This window comes from Chitinophaga sp., assembly GCF_035761305.1.
Taxonomy (GTDB): domain Bacteria; phylum Bacteroidota; class Bacteroidia; order Chitinophagales; family Chitinophagaceae; genus Chitinophaga.
In genome coordinates, this window is the sequence record NZ_DASTRI010000221.1 from 1 (window position 1) to 18110 (window position 18110).

20 protein-coding genes are annotated in these 18110 nt (G+C 48.4%); 5 read left to right on the forward strand and 15 right to left on the reverse strand.

Going from position 1 to position 18110, the window contains the following annotated elements; all coding sequences use genetic code 11:
• Positions 1–171: 171 nt before the first annotated feature.
• On the forward strand, positions 172–1161 hold the full coding sequence (gene ruvB, locus VFS25_RS18600; RefSeq protein ID WP_326463675.1) for a Holliday junction branch migration DNA helicase RuvB: 990 nt from the start codon (positions 172–174) through the stop codon (positions 1159–1161).
• Positions 1162–1172: 11 nt separating this feature from the next.
• Here the strand turns inward: ruvB and VFS25_RS18605 are convergent, their stop codons facing one another.
• From VFS25_RS18605 to VFS25_RS18615, 3 genes are all read right to left on the reverse strand, one after another.
• Positions 1173–1874 carry a response regulator transcription factor gene (locus tag VFS25_RS18605; RefSeq protein ID WP_326463676.1) on the reverse strand — a complete coding sequence of 234 codons (702 nt, stop codon included), beginning with the start codon at positions 1872–1874 and terminating at the stop codon, positions 1173–1175.
• A 127-nt stretch (positions 1875–2001) separates the two neighbouring features.
• On the reverse strand, positions 2002–2799 hold the full coding sequence (locus tag VFS25_RS18610) for a DUF3108 domain-containing protein (RefSeq protein WP_326463677.1): 798 nt from the start codon (positions 2797–2799) through the stop codon (positions 2002–2004).
• 9 nt (positions 2800–2808) lie between these two features.
• Positions 2809–3675 carry a lysylphosphatidylglycerol synthase domain-containing protein gene (locus VFS25_RS18615; protein WP_326463678.1) on the reverse strand — a complete coding sequence of 289 codons (867 nt, stop codon included), beginning with the start codon at positions 3673–3675 and terminating at the stop codon, positions 2809–2811.
• Positions 3676–3830: 155 nt separating this feature from the next.
• Here VFS25_RS18615 and ruvC point away from each other — a divergent pair, with 155 nt between their 5' ends.
• Together ruvC and VFS25_RS18625 are read left to right on the forward strand one after the other, a co-directional pair.
• Complete coding sequence (ruvC, locus tag VFS25_RS18620; protein WP_326463679.1) at positions 3831–4394, forward strand: crossover junction endodeoxyribonuclease RuvC; 564 nt, start codon at positions 3831–3833, stop codon at positions 4392–4394.
• Positions 4395–4641: 247 nt separating this feature from the next.
• Positions 4642–5394 carry a response regulator transcription factor gene (locus tag VFS25_RS18625; RefSeq protein ID WP_326463680.1) on the forward strand — a complete coding sequence of 251 codons (753 nt, stop codon included), beginning with the start codon at positions 4642–4644 and terminating at the stop codon, positions 5392–5394.
• On the opposite strand, the gene VFS25_RS18630 is transcribed toward VFS25_RS18625, so the two are convergent.
• From VFS25_RS18630 to rsmA, 4 genes are all read right to left on the reverse strand, one after another.
• The gene (locus VFS25_RS18630) at positions 5369–5773 is read right to left on the reverse strand and encodes an HIT family protein (protein ID WP_326463681.1); all 405 of its coding nucleotides are present in this window, start codon (positions 5771–5773) and stop codon (positions 5369–5371) included. The genes VFS25_RS18625 and VFS25_RS18630 overlap by 26 nt on opposite strands.
• A gap of 79 nt (positions 5774–5852) precedes the next feature.
• Positions 5853–6326 carry a transcription elongation factor GreA gene (greA, locus tag VFS25_RS18635; protein ID WP_326463682.1) on the reverse strand — a complete coding sequence of 158 codons (474 nt, stop codon included), beginning with the start codon at positions 6324–6326 and terminating at the stop codon, positions 5853–5855.
• Positions 6327–6438: 112 nt separating this feature from the next.
• Positions 6439–7365 carry an NAD(P)-dependent oxidoreductase gene (locus tag VFS25_RS18640; RefSeq protein ID WP_326463683.1) on the reverse strand — a complete coding sequence of 309 codons (927 nt, stop codon included), beginning with the start codon at positions 7363–7365 and terminating at the stop codon, positions 6439–6441.
• Positions 7362–8114, reverse strand: a complete 753-nt coding sequence (gene rsmA / locus VFS25_RS18645) for a 16S rRNA (adenine(1518)-N(6)/adenine(1519)-N(6))-dimethyltransferase RsmA (protein ID WP_326463684.1) — start codon at positions 8112–8114, stop codon at positions 7362–7364. Before rsmA ends, VFS25_RS18640 begins: the two co-directional genes overlap by 4 nt.
• A 75-nt stretch (positions 8115–8189) precedes the next feature.
• Between rsmA and pdxA the strand changes: the two genes are divergently transcribed.
• The gene (pdxA, locus tag VFS25_RS18650; RefSeq protein WP_326463685.1) at positions 8190–9251 is read left to right on the forward strand and encodes a 4-hydroxythreonine-4-phosphate dehydrogenase PdxA; all 1062 of its coding nucleotides are present in this window, start codon (positions 8190–8192) and stop codon (positions 9249–9251) included.
• 138 nt (positions 9252–9389) lie between these two features.
• Here pdxA and VFS25_RS18655 read toward each other — a convergent pair whose 3' ends face one another.
• The 3 genes from VFS25_RS18655 to VFS25_RS18665 all read right to left on the reverse strand — a co-directional run bounded on the left by VFS25_RS18655 (position 9390) and on the right by VFS25_RS18665 (position 12638).
• Complete coding sequence (locus VFS25_RS18655; RefSeq protein ID WP_326463686.1) at positions 9390–9692, reverse strand: transcriptional regulator; 303 nt, start codon at positions 9690–9692, stop codon at positions 9390–9392.
• A 104-nt stretch (positions 9693–9796) separates the two neighbouring features.
• Positions 9797–10444 (reverse strand): hypothetical protein, encoded by a 648-nt coding sequence (locus tag VFS25_RS18660; RefSeq protein WP_326463687.1) that lies wholly within the window; start codon positions 10442–10444, stop codon positions 9797–9799.
• 40 nt (positions 10445–10484) lie between these two features.
• A complete protein-coding gene (locus VFS25_RS18665; RefSeq protein WP_326463688.1) occupies positions 10485–12638 on the reverse strand; it encodes a TonB-dependent receptor in 2154 nt (717 codons plus the stop codon).
• Between the two features lie 164 nt (positions 12639–12802).
• Between VFS25_RS18665 and VFS25_RS18670 the strand changes: the two genes are divergently transcribed.
• Positions 12803–13483, forward strand: coding sequence for a hypothetical protein (locus VFS25_RS18670; protein ID WP_326463689.1), 681 nt, complete (start codon positions 12803–12805; stop codon positions 13481–13483).
• A 71-nt stretch (positions 13484–13554) separates the two neighbouring features.
• Here the strand turns inward: VFS25_RS18670 and atpA are convergent, their stop codons facing one another.
• The 5 genes from atpA to atpB all read right to left on the reverse strand — a co-directional run bounded on the left by atpA (position 13555) and on the right by atpB (position 17969).
• On the reverse strand, positions 13555–15132 hold the full coding sequence (gene atpA, locus VFS25_RS18675; RefSeq protein ID WP_326463690.1) for a F0F1 ATP synthase subunit alpha: 1578 nt from the start codon (positions 15130–15132) through the stop codon (positions 13555–13557).
• A 97-nt stretch (positions 15133–15229) separates the two neighbouring features.
• On the reverse strand, positions 15230–15790 hold the full coding sequence (gene atpH, locus VFS25_RS18680) for an ATP synthase F1 subunit delta (protein ID WP_326463691.1): 561 nt from the start codon (positions 15788–15790) through the stop codon (positions 15230–15232).
• A gap of 76 nt (positions 15791–15866) precedes the next feature.
• Entirely contained in the window at positions 15867–16361 is a 495-nt protein-coding gene (gene atpF / locus VFS25_RS18685) for a F0F1 ATP synthase subunit B (protein ID WP_326463692.1), read from the reverse strand.
• Between the two features lie 147 nt (positions 16362–16508).
• A complete protein-coding gene (atpE, locus tag VFS25_RS18690; RefSeq protein WP_326463693.1) occupies positions 16509–16766 on the reverse strand; it encodes an ATP synthase F0 subunit C in 258 nt (85 codons plus the stop codon).
• A gap of 45 nt (positions 16767–16811) precedes the next feature.
• Entirely contained in the window at positions 16812–17969 is a 1158-nt protein-coding gene (gene atpB, locus VFS25_RS18695) for a F0F1 ATP synthase subunit A (protein WP_326463694.1), read from the reverse strand.
• Between the last annotated feature and the right edge of the window lie 141 nt (positions 17970–18110).

An 18110-nucleotide genomic window follows, 5' to 3' on the forward strand; every position in this document is an offset into this window, starting at 1 on the left:
AGGCCAGTATGATGACAGTGGTTAACCAAATTTTGTACATAGATATATTTATTATAACACAAATAAACTAATATCTCTATAAACAAGCAAACCCATACATCATAATTACGTATTTTTGGGCACTTTCAGTGTATTATGTCCAATTCGCATTTAAGACCAGATGAACACCGCATGAGCGCGGCTGAGAAGGAGTTCGAGAACAGCATACGGCCCAGGGATATTATTGATTTCTCGGGGCAGGACCAGATCATTGAAAACCTGAAAGTATTTATTAAAGCGGCTAAAATGCGGGGAGAGGCGCTGGACCACATTTTATTCCACGGCCCTCCCGGCCTGGGTAAAACCACGCTGTCGCGCATTGTATCTAATGAAATGGGGGTGAACATCAAGGAAACTTCCGGCCCGGTCATAGAAAAACCCGGCGACCTGGCCGGCCTGCTTACCAACCTCGAAGAGCGGGATGTGCTGTTCATAGATGAAATACACCGCCTGAGCACCGTGGTGGAGGAGTACCTGTATTCGGCCATGGAAGACTACCGCATTGATATTATGATTGATAGTGGCCCCAGCGCCCGCTCCATACAAATTAACCTGCACCCTTTTACGCTTATTGGCGCTACCACCCGCAGCGGCCTGCTTACCGCCCCGCTGCTCTCCCGCTTTGGTATTAAATCGCGCCTGGAGTATTATAATGCGGCTACGCTGCAAAAGATCATCTGGCGGGCGGCCGGCCTGCTGCAAACCAAAATCACTTCCGATGCCGCCATGGAAATAGCCCGGCGCTCCCGTGGCACCCCGCGCATTGCCAACGGGCTGCTGCGCCGTGTGCGCGATTTTGCGCAGGTAATGGGCAACGGCACCATTGACCTGGCCATTGCGCAGTTTAGCCTGAAAGCGCTGAATGTAGATGAATACGGGCTGGATGATATGGACAACCGCATTCTGAATGTGATCATTGAAAACTTTAAAGGCGGGCCTGTAGGCATTACCACCATTGCAACCGCCGTGGGTGAGGAAGCCGGCACCCTGGAAGAGGTGTATGAACCGTTCCTGATACAGGAAGGCTTTATTAAACGCACCCCCCGCGGGCGTGAGGTAACGGAAAAAGCCTACACGCACCTGGGAAAAACGCCTAAAGGCGGGGGAACCCTGTTATTTTAATTACGGGTTATTTATTCCTTCACCACCAGCCTGAACCCGTTGCCGTGTATATTCACAATTTCAATATCCGGGTCGTCTTTGAGGTATTTACGCAGCTTGGCGATGTACACATCCATACTGCGGCCGTTAAAATAAGTATCGCTGCCCCATATTTTTTTCAGCGCCAGCTCGCGTGGAAGCAGGTCGTTCTTATGTTCACACAGCATGCGCAGCAGCTCATTTTCTTTCGGGGAAAGGGTGTGTGACTCACCATCGTGGTTAAGGGTGCGCAGGCGGGCGTTAAACGCGTAGCGGCCAATATTAAACTCGTGCTGCTCTTCCTCCTTACTGCTCAGCTCCTGGTTGCGTTTCAGGATGGCCTTTATTTTCAGCAGCAGCAGCTCACTATCGAACGGCTTTACAATGTAATCGTCTGCCCCCAGCTTGTAACCCTGGATAATATCTTCCTTCATGGTTTTGGCGGAAAGGAAGAACAGGGGAATATCGGGGTCCACATCCCGGATCTCCTCTGCCAGCTTAAAGCCATCCATATTGGGCATCATAATATCCAGCAGGCACAGGTCAAATTTCTCCCGGCGAAAAGCTGCCAGGGCCAGTATGCCGTCGCGGCACAGCTCCACGTCATAGTCATTCAGCTCCAGGTAATTCTTCAGCACCATGCCCAGGTTGGTATCATCTTCTGCCAGCAATATATTGGGTTTACGCTCTTCCATAATACATACGGGTTATTAGTTTAAACAAATATAGAATTTTCTGCCGCTTGCAGCCTTGCTAAATTGTTAAATTAGCGGGGCCTGCATTATGCCAGGCATCCTGCCCCGGGGGCTGCCGGCAGCCCGCCTAACGTTTACCAACCAACGAAGTAAGGGGGTAACGCAGGTTCTTATAATCCATCATATCTACTACAATGCTGCCTACGGAAATAGCGCTTTGCACGCGCAGGGGTATTTTATTGGGATCATCGCTTACCCACACATCCATCTGCTCTCCGCCCTGGAACATGGTACCCTTTATCAGCAACGGTTTAAAGTGAATGGCCCTGAACTTGCCATAGCGGGTTTCTACCACCTCACGGCCAATGTAACGGATGTAAATGTTGTACACTTCATCATCCAGGAACATGCTGAAAGGTATTTTATCGTTAGGCTTATACTTGTCGAAATTAATGTTACGGGCGTAGAATACGGCGCTGATCACATCCTGCACACACTCCGGCACCTTAAAGGTGCCGTTGGTGCTGGTGGCGGTATGGCGGGTTTGATCAAAGGTAACGTTATTGTATATCTTATAACCGCCTTCGCTTACATTCCGTACAAATTTAAGGGGGCGCATGGTGGCGGTATCTACATAGCTTTCATAGCGGTCGCGCACTTTAAAGAACCAGTCGTAGGCCCGGTAGGTTTTACCTTCACCGATAAAATGATACACATCGGTATTGCCCAGCTTCTCCAGCAGGGTGTTAAAAACCGCTTCCCCTGCACCTACATAAACGCCGCTGAGGCGGTAATATACTCTCAGGGTAATGCTTTCTCCGGGCTTAAAACTACCATTGGTAATACCACAAAATTCACGCTGGGCTTTAACGGGATAACTATGGAACAAACCTGTAAGTAAGAATATGAGCGTAAAATATCTCATGTATGGATGCTATTTATCCTTAAAAATCTTTACTCCCAATAACAATATACTTCCCAGCACAGCCGGTAAAAGCAGGTTTACCAGCCATATACCAACGGTGGCCGCAATGATAGCAGCCGTATTATCGCTCAAAAGCCCCAGGAAATAAATGCTTACTTTGCCCCTCAGCCCCAGTTCAACAACCGCAATGGTAGGTACCACCGCCATTACCAGATAAATAACAGCATTCAGCAGAAAGCCTTGCCACCAGAGCATTTCCACGCCAAAAGTATTCAGCAAAATCAAATACTGTGCCGAGAAGACCACATACCGGCAGGCGGAAAGCAGCAGCAGGTATTGCAGATCAGCAGTGGTATAGCGGGTAATGATCTGCATAAATACTTTGGCTTTCCTGAGCACCGGTATCTTTTCAAAGATCGTAATCACAATCTGTAACCGAAAATATAATATAATGGCCAACACGCCAATAAGCGCCAGCGCCACCAGTAAAATTTTTTCCCATATGTAGGCGGCCGGATAGCTGTTTGCCTTTGCCAGCGGGAAGTTATTGACATAATAGATGAGCCCTGTTAACCCAAAAATAATAGTGATGATAAGCTGACTAAGGCTGCCGATCATGGTAGCGGCAATAGATTTCAGCTTATTCTGGTTGCTCATGTACAGCATACGGCCACCGTACTCGCCTATACGGTTTGGCGTGTTAATAGACAGGGAAACCCCTGAAAGCACGGCGCTGAAAGCCCGCAAAAACGAAACCGCTTCCAGCGAGCGTACCAGCAGCTGCCATTTGCGCGCCTCCAGCCCCCAGTTAAAGATCATGAGCACAAACACCAGGGTTAGCGCCATTCCGCCTTTTTGCCGGAGTGTAACCAGCATATGCTGCAGGGAAAGGGAGAGGTTGGGTTGGTGTTTTATTTGCGTGTAAATGGAATAGGCTAACCAGCTAAAAAGGACCGTGCCTAACAGGTAATTGAGAATTATTTTGGTACTTTTGTTCAGACATTTAAGATTTTGGCAAAAATAAACCGCGGTTGGCAAAGAAGTCAAAAATAATTCTGGGAATAGACCCGGGTACGCTGGTGATGGGGTATGGGCTTATACAGGTGCAGGGCAAAACTGCCAGTCTTATAAAAATGGATGTGCTCAAACTGTCCAATCGTAAAGACCACTATGAAAGGCTACAACTGATCCACTCCTGTATTAATGAGCTGATACTATTACATAAACCTGACTGTTGCGCGATTGAAGCTCCCTTTTTTGGAAAGAATGTTCAAAGTATGTTAAAGCTGGGCCGGGCACAGGGTGTAGCCATTGCTACCGCCATGCAGGCCGGGCTTACGGTGGCAGAGTATTCTCCTAAAAAAGTGAAACAATCCATAACCGGTAACGGTAATGCGGATAAAGAGCAGGTATGGCAAATGCTGCAACGCATACTGCTGTTCTCGGAACGGCCTGATTTCCTGGATGCTACGGATGCCCTGGCGGTGGCGGTGTGCCATTTCTTCCAGGAATCCAGCCCACTGGCCGCCTTACCAAAAGCCAGGGGGTGGGAACAGTTTTTGCAACAGCACCCCGAACGGATTGCAGGAAAATAGCTACCGCAGCAGCCAAACACGGCGTTACTGCAAGCTGATCACAGTGAGGGAGTTATACAATCTATAATTAAAAAGGTTATTTTATAAGTTCATAAATTGTATTTATTTTGATCAAAAATCGCCTCAATAACTCCATATTTTAATGATTTAATGGGCCGGGGACAACGCCATTAATACAATGATTATCATTAAAACCGGAATATTCGTAGAAAATGCGACATTTATATAATTCAGCATCACTGCAACTATGAAAGCAAGAATCCTATTTGTGGAAGATGATCAGAATGTGGGTGCGGCAACTAAAAGAAAACTGGAAGACGCCGGTTATGAAGTACGGCATTGCACGGATGGGCTGATGGCCTGGGAAGAGTTCCAGCACCGGACTTTTGACATTTGCCTGCTGGATGTGATGATCCCCAAAAAAGGCCTGGTGCCTGAAAAGGATTACGGTTTTGAGCTGGCAAGGCAAATCCGTAAGCGGAACGATGTGATCCCAATTCTGTTCATTACTTCCAAAACCATGATGGAAGACAAGATCGCCGGCTTTAAAACCGGCGCGGACGATTATATCATTAAACCGATTAACCTGCAGGAACTGCTCCTGCGGATTGAGGTGTTCCTGAAAAGAACCAAGAATATGGTACAGGCCACCCAGGCGGCTCAACCCTCCCGGTACGTAATTGGCAAGCTCACCTTTGATTATGCCGACCTGCGGCTGCACGACAGCACGCAGGAAAAATCCTTTACCCTTACCCAAAAGGAGGCCGACCTGCTGCGGTACCTGTGTGATAATGCCAATAAGGCCTTAAAGCGGGAAGATATTTTGTTTAATGTATGGGGCAAGGACGATTATTTCCTGGGACGCAGCATGGACGTATTTATTACCAAACTGAGGAAATACTTTAAATCAGACCCTGATATAAAGCTGGAAACCCTGCATGGTGTAGGCTTCCGTTTTAATGTGCCCCACACGCCTAATGTGTCAACATCTCTGCCCTGATCTTTTCCTGCGCCGCTTTAAATGCTGCTTCCGTTAGTTCCAGCTTGGGACGTGCAAAGTTCATATCGTCTGCCGAATTAATGGGTATCAGGTGCATATGCGCATGCGCTACCTCCAGCCCTACCACACTTACTCCTACGCGGTTGCAGGGGAAAGCGCGCTCCAGGGCTTTGGCTATAGGGCGGGCAAATACCAGCCACTCTGCCAGCAGTTCATCCGGCACATCAAAAAACTTATCTATCTCAACCTTGGGCACTACCAGGGTATGCCCTTTTACTAAGGGAAAAATATCCAGGAAAGCATAAAAATGGTCGTTCTCGGCTATCTTATAACTGGGTATTTCTCCTTTAATGATCTTGGTAAAAACGGATGCAGACATAGTATGTACGGTTTGAGATTACAATTTTAATAAAAAACCCCGGCACATGGCCGGGGCAGTGTACATGTGTATCAGTTTATCAAACGCTAATGTGGTCTATTTTGAATTTGAGCTTGCCGTTGGGCGCCTGTACATCGGCCACCTCACCCACCTGCTTGCCTAACAGGCCCTTGCCTATAGGAGAGGTAACGGATATTTTACCCGCCTTCAGGTCGGCCTCTGTTTCAGACACCAGCTGGTAGGTAAAAGTTTTTTTATTGGCTATATTGGTAATGGTTACCTTACATAATATGGACACCTTGGAGGTATCAATCGTATCTGCTTCCACTACCCTTGCGGTAGCAATAGCATTTTCCAAAGTAGCTATCTTAGCCTCATGCAGCCCCTGTGCTTCCTTGGCCGCATCATACTCGGCATTTTCTTTCAGGTCGCCTTTTTCCCTTGCCTCGGCAATGGCCCTGGCAATTTCAGCCCTGCCCTTGGTTTTAAGGGCATTCAGCTCTTCTTTCATTTGCTCCAGGGTTTCTTTCGTAACATAGTTGACGCCAGACATATTTTTTGGGTTTTAGAAATAAGAAAAAAAAATCAACGCCTCCATTTTCACAGAAGCGTTGTACTATGTTTGTATTTCAGCAAACATAACCATTTTTTCAATTGCCGCCAACTTAAATTCCCAGCTTATCTAACACATAGCGGGGCATTTTAATACTAGCCTCATGAGAGTAACCGGCAATATGCGGGGTAAGCACTACACCGGGGTGCTGCAGCAAACGTTCCATCACCTGCTGCTCGGCAGGCGAGTAGGTGGGCAGCTTTTCATTCTCCAGCACATCCAGGCCGGCGCCCGCCAAGGTGCCGTTTTCCAGGGCAGCCAGCAGATCGGGCGTGTTCACAATTTTACCCCTGGCAGTATTCAGGAACCATATTTTTTTACGGAAGGCGCTGAAAAAAGCAGCATTGGCCAGGTGCCGGGTTTCATCGGTAAGCGGCAGGTGAACGCTTACCACATCGGCCTTTTCAAACAGCTCTTCCATAGTAGCCTCTTTAACATAGCCGGCGCCAAAGCCTTTTTTATATTTATCGTAAGCCAGCACCTCCACATCAAAACCCTGCAGCTTGTGTGCAAAAGCGCTGCCGGTGTGCCCATAGCCAATAATGCCTACGGTACGGCCGTTCAGCTCATAACCGCGGTTACCATCCCGCTCCCATATGCCGCGGCGCAGCTCCAGGTTGCTTTTCAGGATATTGTTCATCATCACCAGCAGCATGCCCAGGGCCTGCTCCCCTACTGCATCGCAATTCCCTTCCGGGCTGCTTACACAGCGTATGCCCTTGCTTTCGGCATAAGGCACATCTATCAGCTCCATACCGGAGCCCAGGCGGCCTATCCATTCCAGGGAGGGGGCATTGTCTATAATGTCCTTGTCAATACGCAGGCGGGTGGTCACTATCAGGCCGGTACAGTCGTGCAGGGCGGCCTTTGCTTCGTTGTAGGTAATGGAGGGCTGGTAGCTCACCTCAAATCCTTTTTCTTCCAGTCTGTTAACCAGGTATTCATGTACCCGGGCAGTAATTAATACTTTACGTTTCATATCATCTTATGCGATAATGCCACAAAATCGGCTACAGTCAGCTCCTCTGCTCTTTTGCTGAAGAGGCTGTTCTGCAGGTATTCTTTATCAAATAATGGTTTCAGCGGGTTGCGCAGCTGCTTGCGGCGCTGGTTAAAGGCGGTTTTTACCAGGGTAAAGAACCTGCGCTCATTGGTAATGTTATAAGGCTGCTCCAGCCGGGTAAGCCGTATTACGGCCGATTTTACCTTGGGCGGCGGGTTAAAACACTGCTCATGCACCTCAAACAGGTACTCTACCTGGTACCAGGCCTGTAGGAGCACGCTCAGGATGCCGTAATCCTTGGTGCCATGAGTGGCGGCAATGCGCTGCGCCACCTCTTTCTGGAACATGCCCACCACCAGCGGTACCTGGCTTTTCCACTCCAGCACCTTGAACATGATCTGGGAAGATATGTTATAGGGAAAATTGCCGATCACGCTAAACGGGCCCTGGAAGGGCGCTTCCATTTCCAGGAAGCTTTGGTGGATAAGGCGGTTCTTTATATCGGGGTAGGTTTGCTCCAGGTACTGCACCTTCTCGGCATCCAGCTCCACGGCTTTAAACGTAATACCCGGCACCTGCAGCAGGTATTTGGTAATGGCGCCTGCGCCCGGGCCTACCTCCAGCACCTGCTGGCCGGGGCTTACAGGTAAGGCCTGCACAATCTTTTTGCACATATTCTCGTCACGCAGAAAGTGCTGGCCCAGCGATTTCTTTAATGTGTACATGATTGCGGCAAAGATACCAAATACCGCATTGTACTTTGTATTTGGTATCTTTGTATCTTGGTATTTTATCCACCCATGAGTAATACGCATATCAACAAACCGGTTATCGGCATCACCGTAGGTGACATTAACAGCATTGGTACGGAAATTATCATCAGGACCTTTACAGACAGCAGGATGCTGGAGTTTTGCACGCCAGTGATTTTTGCGTCTAACAAGACCATTAATTTTTACCGGAAGCTGATGAATGAGAATAACTTCAATTACCAGAGCCTGAAAGAGTTTTCCCGCCTGAACCACAAGCAGGTAAACGTTTTCAACTGCTGGGAAGAAGAAGTGCAGATTATGCCGGGTACCCTGAACGAAGCCGGTGGCAAATATGCAGCCCGCTCCCTGTCCGTAGCCATACAATGCCTGAAAGACGGGCATATACAGGGGCTGGTAACCGCCCCTATTCACAAAAAGAATATCCAGAGCGCCAACTTTAACTATACCGGGCATACGCCTTTCCTGCGCGATGCTTTTAGCGCCAGGGATGTGCTAATGTTCATGACCGCCGAAAATATGCGTATTGGCCTGCTTACTGAGCATGTGCCGGTAGCTGAAGTAGCGCCATATGTAACCAAGGATAATATTATGGGCAAGCTGCTGCTCATGCGCGACAGCCTGGTGAAAGATTTTGGCATTGATAATCCCCGCATTGCGGTGCTGGGCCTGAACCCCCATGCCGGTGATGAAGGGCTGATAGGCCAGGAAGAGATAAAAGAAATTATTCCCGCAATTAATAAAGCTAAAGCCAACGGCATACTGGCCTTCGGGCCTTACAGCGCCGATGCGTTTTTTGCCCGCAGCATGTACACGCAGTTTGACGGTGTGCTGGCTATGTATCACGATCAGGGCCTGATACCCTTTAAGTCACTGGCTACCGGCGAAGGCATTAACTATACTGCCGGGCTGCCCATTGTGCGCACCTCCCCCGACCATGGCACCGCCTTTGACATTGCCGGTAAAAACGTGGCCGATGCATCCTCTTTCCGCCAGGCCATTTTCACCTGCCTGGATATACTGGAGAAACGGGAACAATATGCAGAAAATACCAGGAACCCGCTGAAGAAAATGGAGCTGGCGTCTGAATAAGCCGAAACAGGTGCCACTCTCAGCATGGATGCAGGGTATTCATGGGAGTAACATTTGTTTGAATGAAAAGGCCGATCCTATGGCTTTATAAAATTAACAGTTATAACTGAAGTCACATTGCAGTTGCAGCATTTGCTGCTATTTGTGTTTGCCCGCTTTCAGGTAAGATTGTATAGAGGTCACATAATCTGCAAAGGCCTTGCTGCCCTGCGTGGTTATTTTGCAAAGGGTTTGCGGATAGTTGTCTTTAAATTGTTTGATCACGTTAATATACCCTGCTTCCTTCAGCTTGTTGATCTGCACACTCAGGTTGCCCGCAGTGGCATTGGTTCTTTCTTTCAGCAAGGTAAACTCCGCCTCCTGCTCACTCACCAATACCGACATAATGGCCAGCCGCAGCTGTGAATGTAACACCGGGTCCAGGTCTTTAAAATACATCATCACAACACAAGTTAACGAAATACTAATTTAAGCAGCGGAGCGTGAAAATGAAAGGTGAAGCATGGCGGTACCTCACCTTTCTCCCCTGTGCTTTTTCTGCGGCATTATTTGCCGGCCTGCTGCAGCAGGTCTTTTGCATGCGCCTCACCCCAGTGCGGCGCTATGCTGCTGGCGGGTTTAAAGGCGGCATACTTTTGCAGCGCCAGCTCCAGCACTTCCTTTGCTTTTTTCTTATCGCCGCCGAACTGCTCCGGCGTATAATACAGGGCCTGGCCTTCCAGCAGGTACACACGCGGGTTCTCGGGATTTATTTGTTTGGCTTTTTCGATCTGCATGCCGGACTCAGGGCCGTATTCCTGTCCGCGCGTTTGCGGGTCAACCATAATACGGGATGATGCAATGAGCGAACGGATGCAGGCTACTTCATCATTATTGGGCTGTAAGGAGTCGGCTTTGTTAATATTTGCCTGCGCCTTGTCGGCCAGGCCGTCTATCTTATCCTTGTCCTGCGTCATCAGGGCCGACATTACCTGAGCGTATGCAGCGTAATAATAGGGCAGCCACTGTGTTTTTTCCGCTGCCGCAATGCGCTCAAATGTGTTGGAAATATCCAGCATGGTTTGCGGGTTGTAGCTGCTTTCCTGGTCCAGCAGGGCCACCTGCTTGGCCATAGCATCCTGGTACCGGGGGCTTTGGGCTTTCACGGCGGCAGTGGCAAAAACCGCTAATAATAAAAGGAGGAACTGTTTCATATGTGATCTGTTTTTACGGTGGATTGTTTGATGATTATGTTTAGAGATTGTTGATTACATCCTGGCGGCGGTCAATACCAAAGTTCATGAACATGCCCACAAACAAAAAGCGGGGCGCGTTGGGCACTATCTCCTCCCGCCGCAGCTTATCCGTGGAATAGCGGTAGCCATACACCTGCTTAAAGTCAAACACATTGGTTACAGATACTACAAATACGGTGAACGCCCGGCCGATAGTGGTAAGGTAGCTGGCGCTTACACCCAGTGTATTAAAATCCATTGTTTTTTCAGACATAAAGCGGCTTTCCGGCAGGTTGGGATTATAATAGGGCCGCCCGCTGGCGTAGCTGTAGGTTAAACCAATATTGGTGGTGATTTTGGGAAAGTATTTTTTCACTACCAGGCTGGCGGTATGCTTAGCGGCAAAATCGGGCTGCACCTCATAAGGGTAAAACAGGTAGTTTCGCTTTGTGTCCAGGAAAGAGTAAGAGATCCAGTAATCCAGGTTCTTTACCGTTTTACGGTCGCGCCAGAACAGCTCAATACCTTTGGCGTAGCCGGTACCGTTAGTAGCGGTATCGGGCGCTGTTTTCACCAGGTTTTTATATTGCTTGTAAAATGCTTCTACGCGAAAGGTATAATTAGCCGAAAGACGCTGGAAGCTGGCTATGTAGTGCGTGGCCTTTGTGTAGTCAAGGTGCTGCTTAAAGCGCAGGTACTGCGGCTCCGGCTTCTGGTAATAGTCGCCGTAGGCCAGGGAAAACTGGCTGTAATCATCCAGCTTATAAGCCAGTGAGGCGCGGGGCGCCAGGTTCATTTTACCCAGCACCGTAGTGTACTCCAGGCGCCCGCCAAAGCGGCCTACAAACCTGGACGTAAAGTATATATCCGTTTCCGCAAAGCCGGCCGTATAGTTATCTGTATAATTAGCCTGGTAGGCGTTAAACTCCGACCGCTCTACAGCATACTGGTATTCACCGCCCAGGCGCAGCAGCGACAGCGCGCCCAGGCTTTTGGTAAGCTGCAGCCTTACCTGGCTCAGGTCCGACCGGTTATGCACATTGGTCACCGGCGATTTCTGAATGGTATCGAGATTGATTTTATCAATGTTGGAGCTGTAGGATAAGCCGGCGTACATACGCCAGCCGCTGCCCAGGCTTTCTTTATACGTAAGGTTCGTATATACGTTTTGGTTACGCACGTCTGTTTGCTCCTGGTAGCCGGGGTATTCTATGCTGTTCTTTTTAAAGCCCATACGGCTCCAGTTACCATAGCCATAAAATTTTATAATGCCGGTTCCGGAGGTTCTGCGGCGGAAGTTAAGCGATGTGCCTATTATTTCCGGCCCCATGGTAGGTTCCTGTTTGGGCTTGGCCACGCTGAAGTAGGGCTCCAGGTTGGTATAATCCGCCTCTATGCCAAAGGAGCCTTTTTTGTCTTTCGACAGCACGTCCAGTCCGCCGTTTACGCCCAGTATAGAGGCGCCCAGGCTGTAGGATGACTGGGTGGGCAGATCTTCCGACTCCAACACCAGGGCGGAGGAAAGCCCCTGGCCGTATTGGGCGGAGTAACCGCCGCTGCTGAAGGTGGTGCCTTTGAACAGGAAGGGCGAAAAGCGGCCCCTGCCCGGCATATCCGGCAGGCCGGTAAAAAAGGGATTGCGCACCATTAACCCGTCAATGAATATCTGTGTTTCATAGCCGGTGCCGCCGCGTACAAACAGGCCTTCGCGGTCGTTGGTTTGCTGGGTGCCGGGCAGGGTTTTCAGCGCATTCACAATATCGGCGGTGGCGCCTGCAGTGGTAACAATGTCAAGGGGTTTGAGCACCGTATTATTTTTATCGCTGCTGGCTTCAATGCTGCCTGCGGAAATGGTTACCACCTTCAGCTCGTTCATAGCGGCTTTGAGCATAAGGGTAAGCTGCAGCGGGCCGCTGATGTTTACGGGCTGCTCCAGGGTTTGATAGCCCATTAAGCTAGCTACTACCACCTGCGCGCCGGTAGCCGTGGTGGTAAATGAAAAGCTGCCGTCGGCAGCAGCGGTGGCGCCGTCATAGCTGCCTTTAATATACACGTTTACACCCGGGAGCGGGTGCTTTTTAGCATCGGTGACCTTACCGGTAATTTTTTGCTGCGCCAGCAGCAGCATTGGCATGCACGTACAGAATAACAGGTTAAATGAATGCTTCCACATGGAACGGGGATTTACAACAAAGCTAATTTAGTTTATTTCGTAAACAAAGTTACGGAATAAACAAATCGGTTAAAGCAGGTCCGGGGGCGGTAAAAGCGGGGAAAGGACCGGGGAACAGGAATAAGTTTATGTATATTTAGATGCTACTTCAATTGTTACACTCCATGAAAAAATTTTTAGAGGCCAACAAAATATACTTTGAGGTATTTTCAATGGCCTTTTTAGGACTTATGGCGGTAATTGTTTCCTTTACGCAATGGAGAACTTCCAGCCGGGAATTTGAGCTGCATAAGTATGAAAATATGCCCTTAATAAAGGTGAGCTATGAGCTGATAAAAACAGACACCTCCGGTACATACGATACAGAAATATTAAGAGTGACCAATGAAGGCAAGATTGTGAAACGGTTCAATAAAGCATTCTTTTCCTTTTATCATTTTAATATTAAACCCCTTGATAGTAACGGTAAAGGAAAAGACATATATGTTCCGGTGGCGGACTTTTTCGGGTTAACCTTTAATTCCAATAATCTTTCAGGCAAATTATTTGAATCATTCAGCTACCATAATAATTCAAATATCGTAAACGCCGAGCGGCATTGTCAGGCGTTTTTCAGCACCAAACGCCTTTTTATTACCGTAACAAGAGAGGTATATTTTAAATTCGACTTTACAGACATCAGCAATGAAAAACATACTATTTACATGGATACGTTCGGAAATGAAATAACCGCACGCGAGTATCAACATACAAAAGCCAGGGTAAACAGCTACGAGCCTGGCCTGGTTGCCATGAGGGATGTAAATAATGAGTTTATAGACAACCTGGTTAACAGCGCCCAATAGAGCGAGCCAATAATAAAAAAGCTCCCGGCCTGCAGGCCGGGAGCTTTTTGTTATACTTCATCAACTTTCGCTTAGGCAAACCTGGGCTTCAGCTCGTTGGCCAAAGTTACCATCTTCTTAATACCGTCTTCTGCAAGGTTACCTTTTTTGAATTCAGCCAGCACATCGGGCAGGCGTACTTCCATTTCATGCAGGAAAGCTTCTTCAAAGGCGCGTACATTCTTCACCGGCACTTCACGCAGCAGGCCCTGTGTACCCAGGTATATCATAGCCACCTGTTTTTCCACCGGGTAGGGGTTAAACTGGGCTTGCTTCAGTATTTCCACGTTGCGGGCGCCTTTATCCAGTACGGCTTTGGTAGCAGCATCCAGGTCGCCGCCGAATTTGGAGAAGGCCTCCATTTCGCGGTACTGCGCCTGGTCCAGCTTAAGGGTACCAGCCACTTTTTTCATGGATTTGATCTGTGCGTTACCACCTACGCGGCTTACAGAGATACCTACGTTAATAGCCGGGCGTATACCGGAGTTAAACAGGTTCGACTCCAGGAATATCTGGCCGTCGGTAATAGAAATTACGTTGGTAGGAATGTATGCAGATACGTCACCGGCCTGTGTTTCAATGATCGGCAGTGCAGTAAGTGAGCCGCCGCCTTTTACCAGGTGTTTGATAGAGTCGGGCAGGTCGTTCATCTGGCGGGCAATATCATCCTTGGCAATGATTTTGGCGGCGCGCTCCAGCAAACGGCTGTGCAGGTAAAACACGTCGCCCGGGTAAGCTTCGCGGCCCGGCGGGCGGCGCAGCAGCAGCGACACTTCACGGTAAGCAACGGCCTGTTTTGACAGGTCATCATATATGATCAGCGCGGGACGGCCGGTGTCGCGGAAAAATTCGCCGATGGCAGCGCCGGCAAACGGTGCATAGAACTGCAGCGGCGCAGGCTCGGAGGCCGATGCGGCTACGATGGTAGTGTAAGCCATAGCGCCGTTATCCTGCAGGGTTTTCATAACACCTGCAATGGTAGAGGCTTTCTGGCCAATAGCCACGTATATGCAATATACCGGCTTGCCTGCATCGTAAAACTCCTTCTGGTTAATGATGGTGTCTATACAAATAGCGGTTTTACCGGTTTGGCGGTCGCCGATCACCAGCTCACGCTGGCCGCGGCCAATAGGTATCATGGCGTCAATAGCCTTAATACCGGTTTGCATGGGTTCTTTTACCGGCTCACGGTAAATAACGCCCGGGGCTTTACGCTCCAGCGGCATTTCATACAGCTCTCCGGTTACGGGGCCTTTACCGTCAATCGGCTCGCCCAGGGTATTTACTACACGGCCTACCAGTCCTTCGCCCACTTTAATGGAGGCGATTAAACCGGTGCGGCGCACTTTATTGCCTTCTTTTATTTCGCCGAAGTCACCCATCAATACCACCCCCACGTTATCTTCTTCCAGGTTCAGGGCAATGGCTTTTACACCATTTTCAAACTCTACCAGTTCACCGTAACGAACATTGTTCAGTCCATATATACGGGCAATACCATCGCCCACCTGCAATACTGTGCCTACCTCTTCCAGGTCGGCCGCAGCATTGAAATTGCTCAATTGCTGGCGCAATATTGCCGAAATTTCATCAGGTTTTATCTCAACCATAATTATGCTTTTTAAAAAGAGTGCTTTAAGAATTTGTATTGGCTCCGGACCGCCTGGCTTTATTTAATAAACCCTGCCGCCGGATAAAATATCGTAATTATTTGATATTAGACAGATAAATGTTTTGCGCAAACTGCTTTTTTATATCCTTCAGGTCGCGCAGTATGGAAGCATCGTACAAGCGATCTTCTGTTTCCAGTACAAAACCGCCTATCAGGTCGGGCTTCACGGCTGTTTCCATCTCTATTTTCTTATCAGTGCCGGCCTGTACTTTTTGTTTAATGCTGCTGAGGATATTTGCATCCAGCGGCACTGCAGTAGTGATTTTTACCTTGCTGATGTTATTCAGCGTGTTATACTGCCTGCCAAATTCCGCGGCAATCTCTACCAGGTTGCTTTCACGGCCTTTGATTACCAGCAGCTGTATGAACTTAGCGGTAATGTTGCTTACCTTACCTTCCAGGATAGCCGCCAGTATTTTCTGTTTTTTATCCGGTTTAATAACAGGGCTTTTCAGCAAAGACACCACATCGGGGTTGCTTTTAGCGATCTGCTGCAGCACCTGCATATCTGCACGTACCGCTTCCAGCTGGCTGTTTTCAACCGCCAGATCCACCAAAGATTTTGCATACCGGGATGCTAAAAGGGGATTTTGCATATTTTATATGTACAATGTGCAGGTAAGCGGCCGTGCAGGTATTGATCATTTGCACATGCGCATAGCTGCATATTAATTAATTCAGTTTAATGCTCTCCGCCTGTTGTTTAATAAACTGCTCCTGGGCGGTTTTGTCAGACAGCTCTTTGCGCAGCACCTTTTCTGCTACCTCAATCACCAGCTGGCCTACCTGGTTCTTCACATCTGTAAGGGCGGCCATTTTCTGGTTTTCAATAGCGGTGTAGGCTTCGTTAATGATCTTCTTGGCCTCTGCCTGCGCCTGGGTTTTGGCTTCGCCGATGATCTGGTCCTTGGCTTCTTTGGCTTCTTTCAGGATCTTGCTCCTTTCTGCCTTGGCTTCTGCCAGCACATGCTCATGCTCTGCCTTCATCTGCGCCATTTCTTCCTTTACCCTTTCAGCAGCCGCAATAGACTCTGAAATAGAAGTTTCCCTTTCCTTTAAAGTAGAGAGGATGGGCTTCCAGGCAAATTTTTTCAGAATGAGGAAAACAATCAAAAATATTAAGAATGAAATGGTAAACAAGCCTAACGCGGGCTGTAACAGATCCATGATTGAATTATTTTAATTACGAATTACAAATTACAAATTACGAATGATTAGTCACGGGAGGCAGCCTGCCTGGTCGCAATCGATCATTCGTAATACAATTACTGCATCCTTTGCCCTGTGCGCCGGATGCAGTAATTAATTTTGTTCTTACAGTACTACCGCTAACAGACCTGCGATAACGCCGAACAGGGCAACACCCTCTACCAGCGCCGCAGCCAGGATCATGTTTGCACGGATGTCGTTAGCAGCTTCGGGCTGACGTGCGATGGATTCCAACGCGCTTTTACCGATGTTACCTACACCGATACCAGCTGAAATAGCAGCAATACCAGCGCCAACAGCACCACCGGCTTTTGCCAGACCAGAAGTTGCAGCAGCCTGCAATAAAATTGTTAAAAGAGCCATTTTTTAATGTATATGTGTGTTAATAAATTACAAGTGTCAAATCAATTAATGATGCTCGTCATGCCCGCCTTCCATTGCCTGGCCAATAAATACAGCCGTAAGGTTAGCAAAGATAAACGCTTGTATAAATGCTACCAGTATTTCCAGCAACATCATCACTATATTAAAGATAATGGTGATCGGCAAAAATCCGTAACCGGCAAATTTGCTCAGGGATCCGAATATAAATACCAGGGAAATGATACTCAGCACAATAATGTGGCCGGCCAGCATGTTGGCGAACAAACGTATCATCAGGGAAATAGGCTTGGTGAACACGCTGATCAGCTCAACCGGCGCCAGGATGAATTTCACCCCAAACGGTACCGGCGGGTTGAATATATGCCCCCAGAAATGTTTGTTGGAGCTTACCAGGATGGCTATAAAGCTAATGATGGCCAGCGCTGATGTTACCGCCAGGTTACCGGTTACATTGGCCGACCCGGGCAGCAGGCCTAACAGGTTGTTAATGAGCACAAAGAAAAAGATGGTTGCTACAAACGGTACAAACCTTTCGTAATGCTTACCGGGAATATTGGGCTTTACCACCTCATCGCGCATAAAAATGATCACCGGCTCCATCAGGCTCTGGAAGCCTTTGGGCGCCTGCTTTGCGCCACGCACCTTGTAGGCTTTGGCTACATTCAGCATCAGCACCACCAGTAATATGGACGACAGCAGCAGGGCGGTAATGTTCTTGGTCATAGACCAGTCATATATCTCTGCCCCTGTAGGGTTGTCATTTTCATCTACTGCTATTATTTTCCCGTCGGGGTATTCATTGGGCGACAGGCCCTTTTCATGCAGGTAGTGGGTAGTTACCAGGCGGTAGCCATCATAGGAGGCGTGGCCGTGGTGAAAACGGGATGAGGAGAAAACAGACACGCCCCTTTCCTTATTGTAAATTATTACAGGCAGCGGTATGGTAACGGGCGTTTCCCCAATATCCATCAGGTGCCAGTCATGCGCATCCTTCACGTGGCCCAGTATTACCTCCTTGGCATCAAAACCGCCTTTTTTATCACCCGGTTCGTCAGCAGTAGCTAAAGGATGCTGGGAACCATGATGTGCTTCTTTTTCTTCATGCGTTTGCGCATGCGCGACCGCACTAATTCCAATGATGTTAAGGGCTAGTAACAGCGCTATCAGACTATGTTTGAGCAAGTTGCAGGAAATCACCGTTTTCTGAAATTTTGCGCAAAGATAATCGATTTTAACTCAAAAAGGCAACGGTTTGGAAAAAAAGGGTCACCCCCTTATTAATACGTTGATAAATAACAATTTATACCCAATTTTGACGGTCAT

Bases quoted from the DNA above. Each gene is read 5' to 3' on its own strand.
- ruvB (WP_326463675.1), top strand. From the start codon at position 172: ATGAGCGCGGCTGAGAAGGAGTTCGAGAACAGCATACGGCCCAGGGAT.
- VFS25_RS18605 (WP_326463676.1), bottom strand. From the start codon at position 1,874: ATGGAAGAGCGTAAACCCAATATATTGCTGGCAGAAGATGATACCAAC.
- VFS25_RS18610 (WP_326463677.1), bottom strand. From the start codon at position 2,799: ATGAGATATTTTACGCTCATATTCTTACTTACAGGTTTGTTCCATAGT.
- VFS25_RS18615 (WP_326463678.1), bottom strand. From the start codon at position 3,675: ATGCTGGTTACACTCCGGCAAAAAGGCGGAATGGCGCTAACCCTGGTG.
- VFS25_RS18625 (WP_326463680.1), top strand. From the start codon at position 4,642: ATGAAAGCAAGAATCCTATTTGTGGAAGATGATCAGAATGTGGGTGCG.
- VFS25_RS18630 (WP_326463681.1), bottom strand. From the start codon at position 5,773: ATGTCTGCATCCGTTTTTACCAAGATCATTAAAGGAGAAATACCCAGT.
- greA (WP_326463682.1), bottom strand. From the start codon at position 6,326: ATGTCTGGCGTCAACTATGTTACGAAAGAAACCCTGGAGCAAATGAAA.
- VFS25_RS18640 (WP_326463683.1), bottom strand. From the start codon at position 7,365: ATGAAACGTAAAGTATTAATTACTGCCCGGGTACATGAATACCTGGTT.
- rsmA (WP_326463684.1), bottom strand. From the start codon at position 8,114: ATGTACACATTAAAGAAATCGCTGGGCCAGCACTTTCTGCGTGACGAG.
- pdxA (WP_326463685.1), top strand. From the start codon at position 8,190: ATGAGTAATACGCATATCAACAAACCGGTTATCGGCATCACCGTAGGT.
- VFS25_RS18655 (WP_326463686.1), bottom strand. From the start codon at position 9,692: ATGATGTATTTTAAAGACCTGGACCCGGTGTTACATTCACAGCTGCGG.
- VFS25_RS18660 (WP_326463687.1), bottom strand. From the start codon at position 10,444: ATGAAACAGTTCCTCCTTTTATTATTAGCGGTTTTTGCCACTGCCGCC.
- VFS25_RS18665 (WP_326463688.1), bottom strand. From the start codon at position 12,638: ATGTGGAAGCATTCATTTAACCTGTTATTCTGTACGTGCATGCCAATG.
- VFS25_RS18670 (WP_326463689.1), top strand. From the start codon at position 12,803: ATGAAAAAATTTTTAGAGGCCAACAAAATATACTTTGAGGTATTTTCA.
- atpA (WP_326463690.1), bottom strand. From the start codon at position 15,132: ATGGTTGAGATAAAACCTGATGAAATTTCGGCAATATTGCGCCAGCAA.
- atpH (WP_326463691.1), bottom strand. From the start codon at position 15,790: ATGCAAAATCCCCTTTTAGCATCCCGGTATGCAAAATCTTTGGTGGAT.
- atpF (WP_326463692.1), bottom strand. From the start codon at position 16,361: ATGGATCTGTTACAGCCCGCGTTAGGCTTGTTTACCATTTCATTCTTA.
- atpE (WP_326463693.1), bottom strand. From the start codon at position 16,766: ATGGCTCTTTTAACAATTTTATTGCAGGCTGCTGCAACTTCTGGTCTG.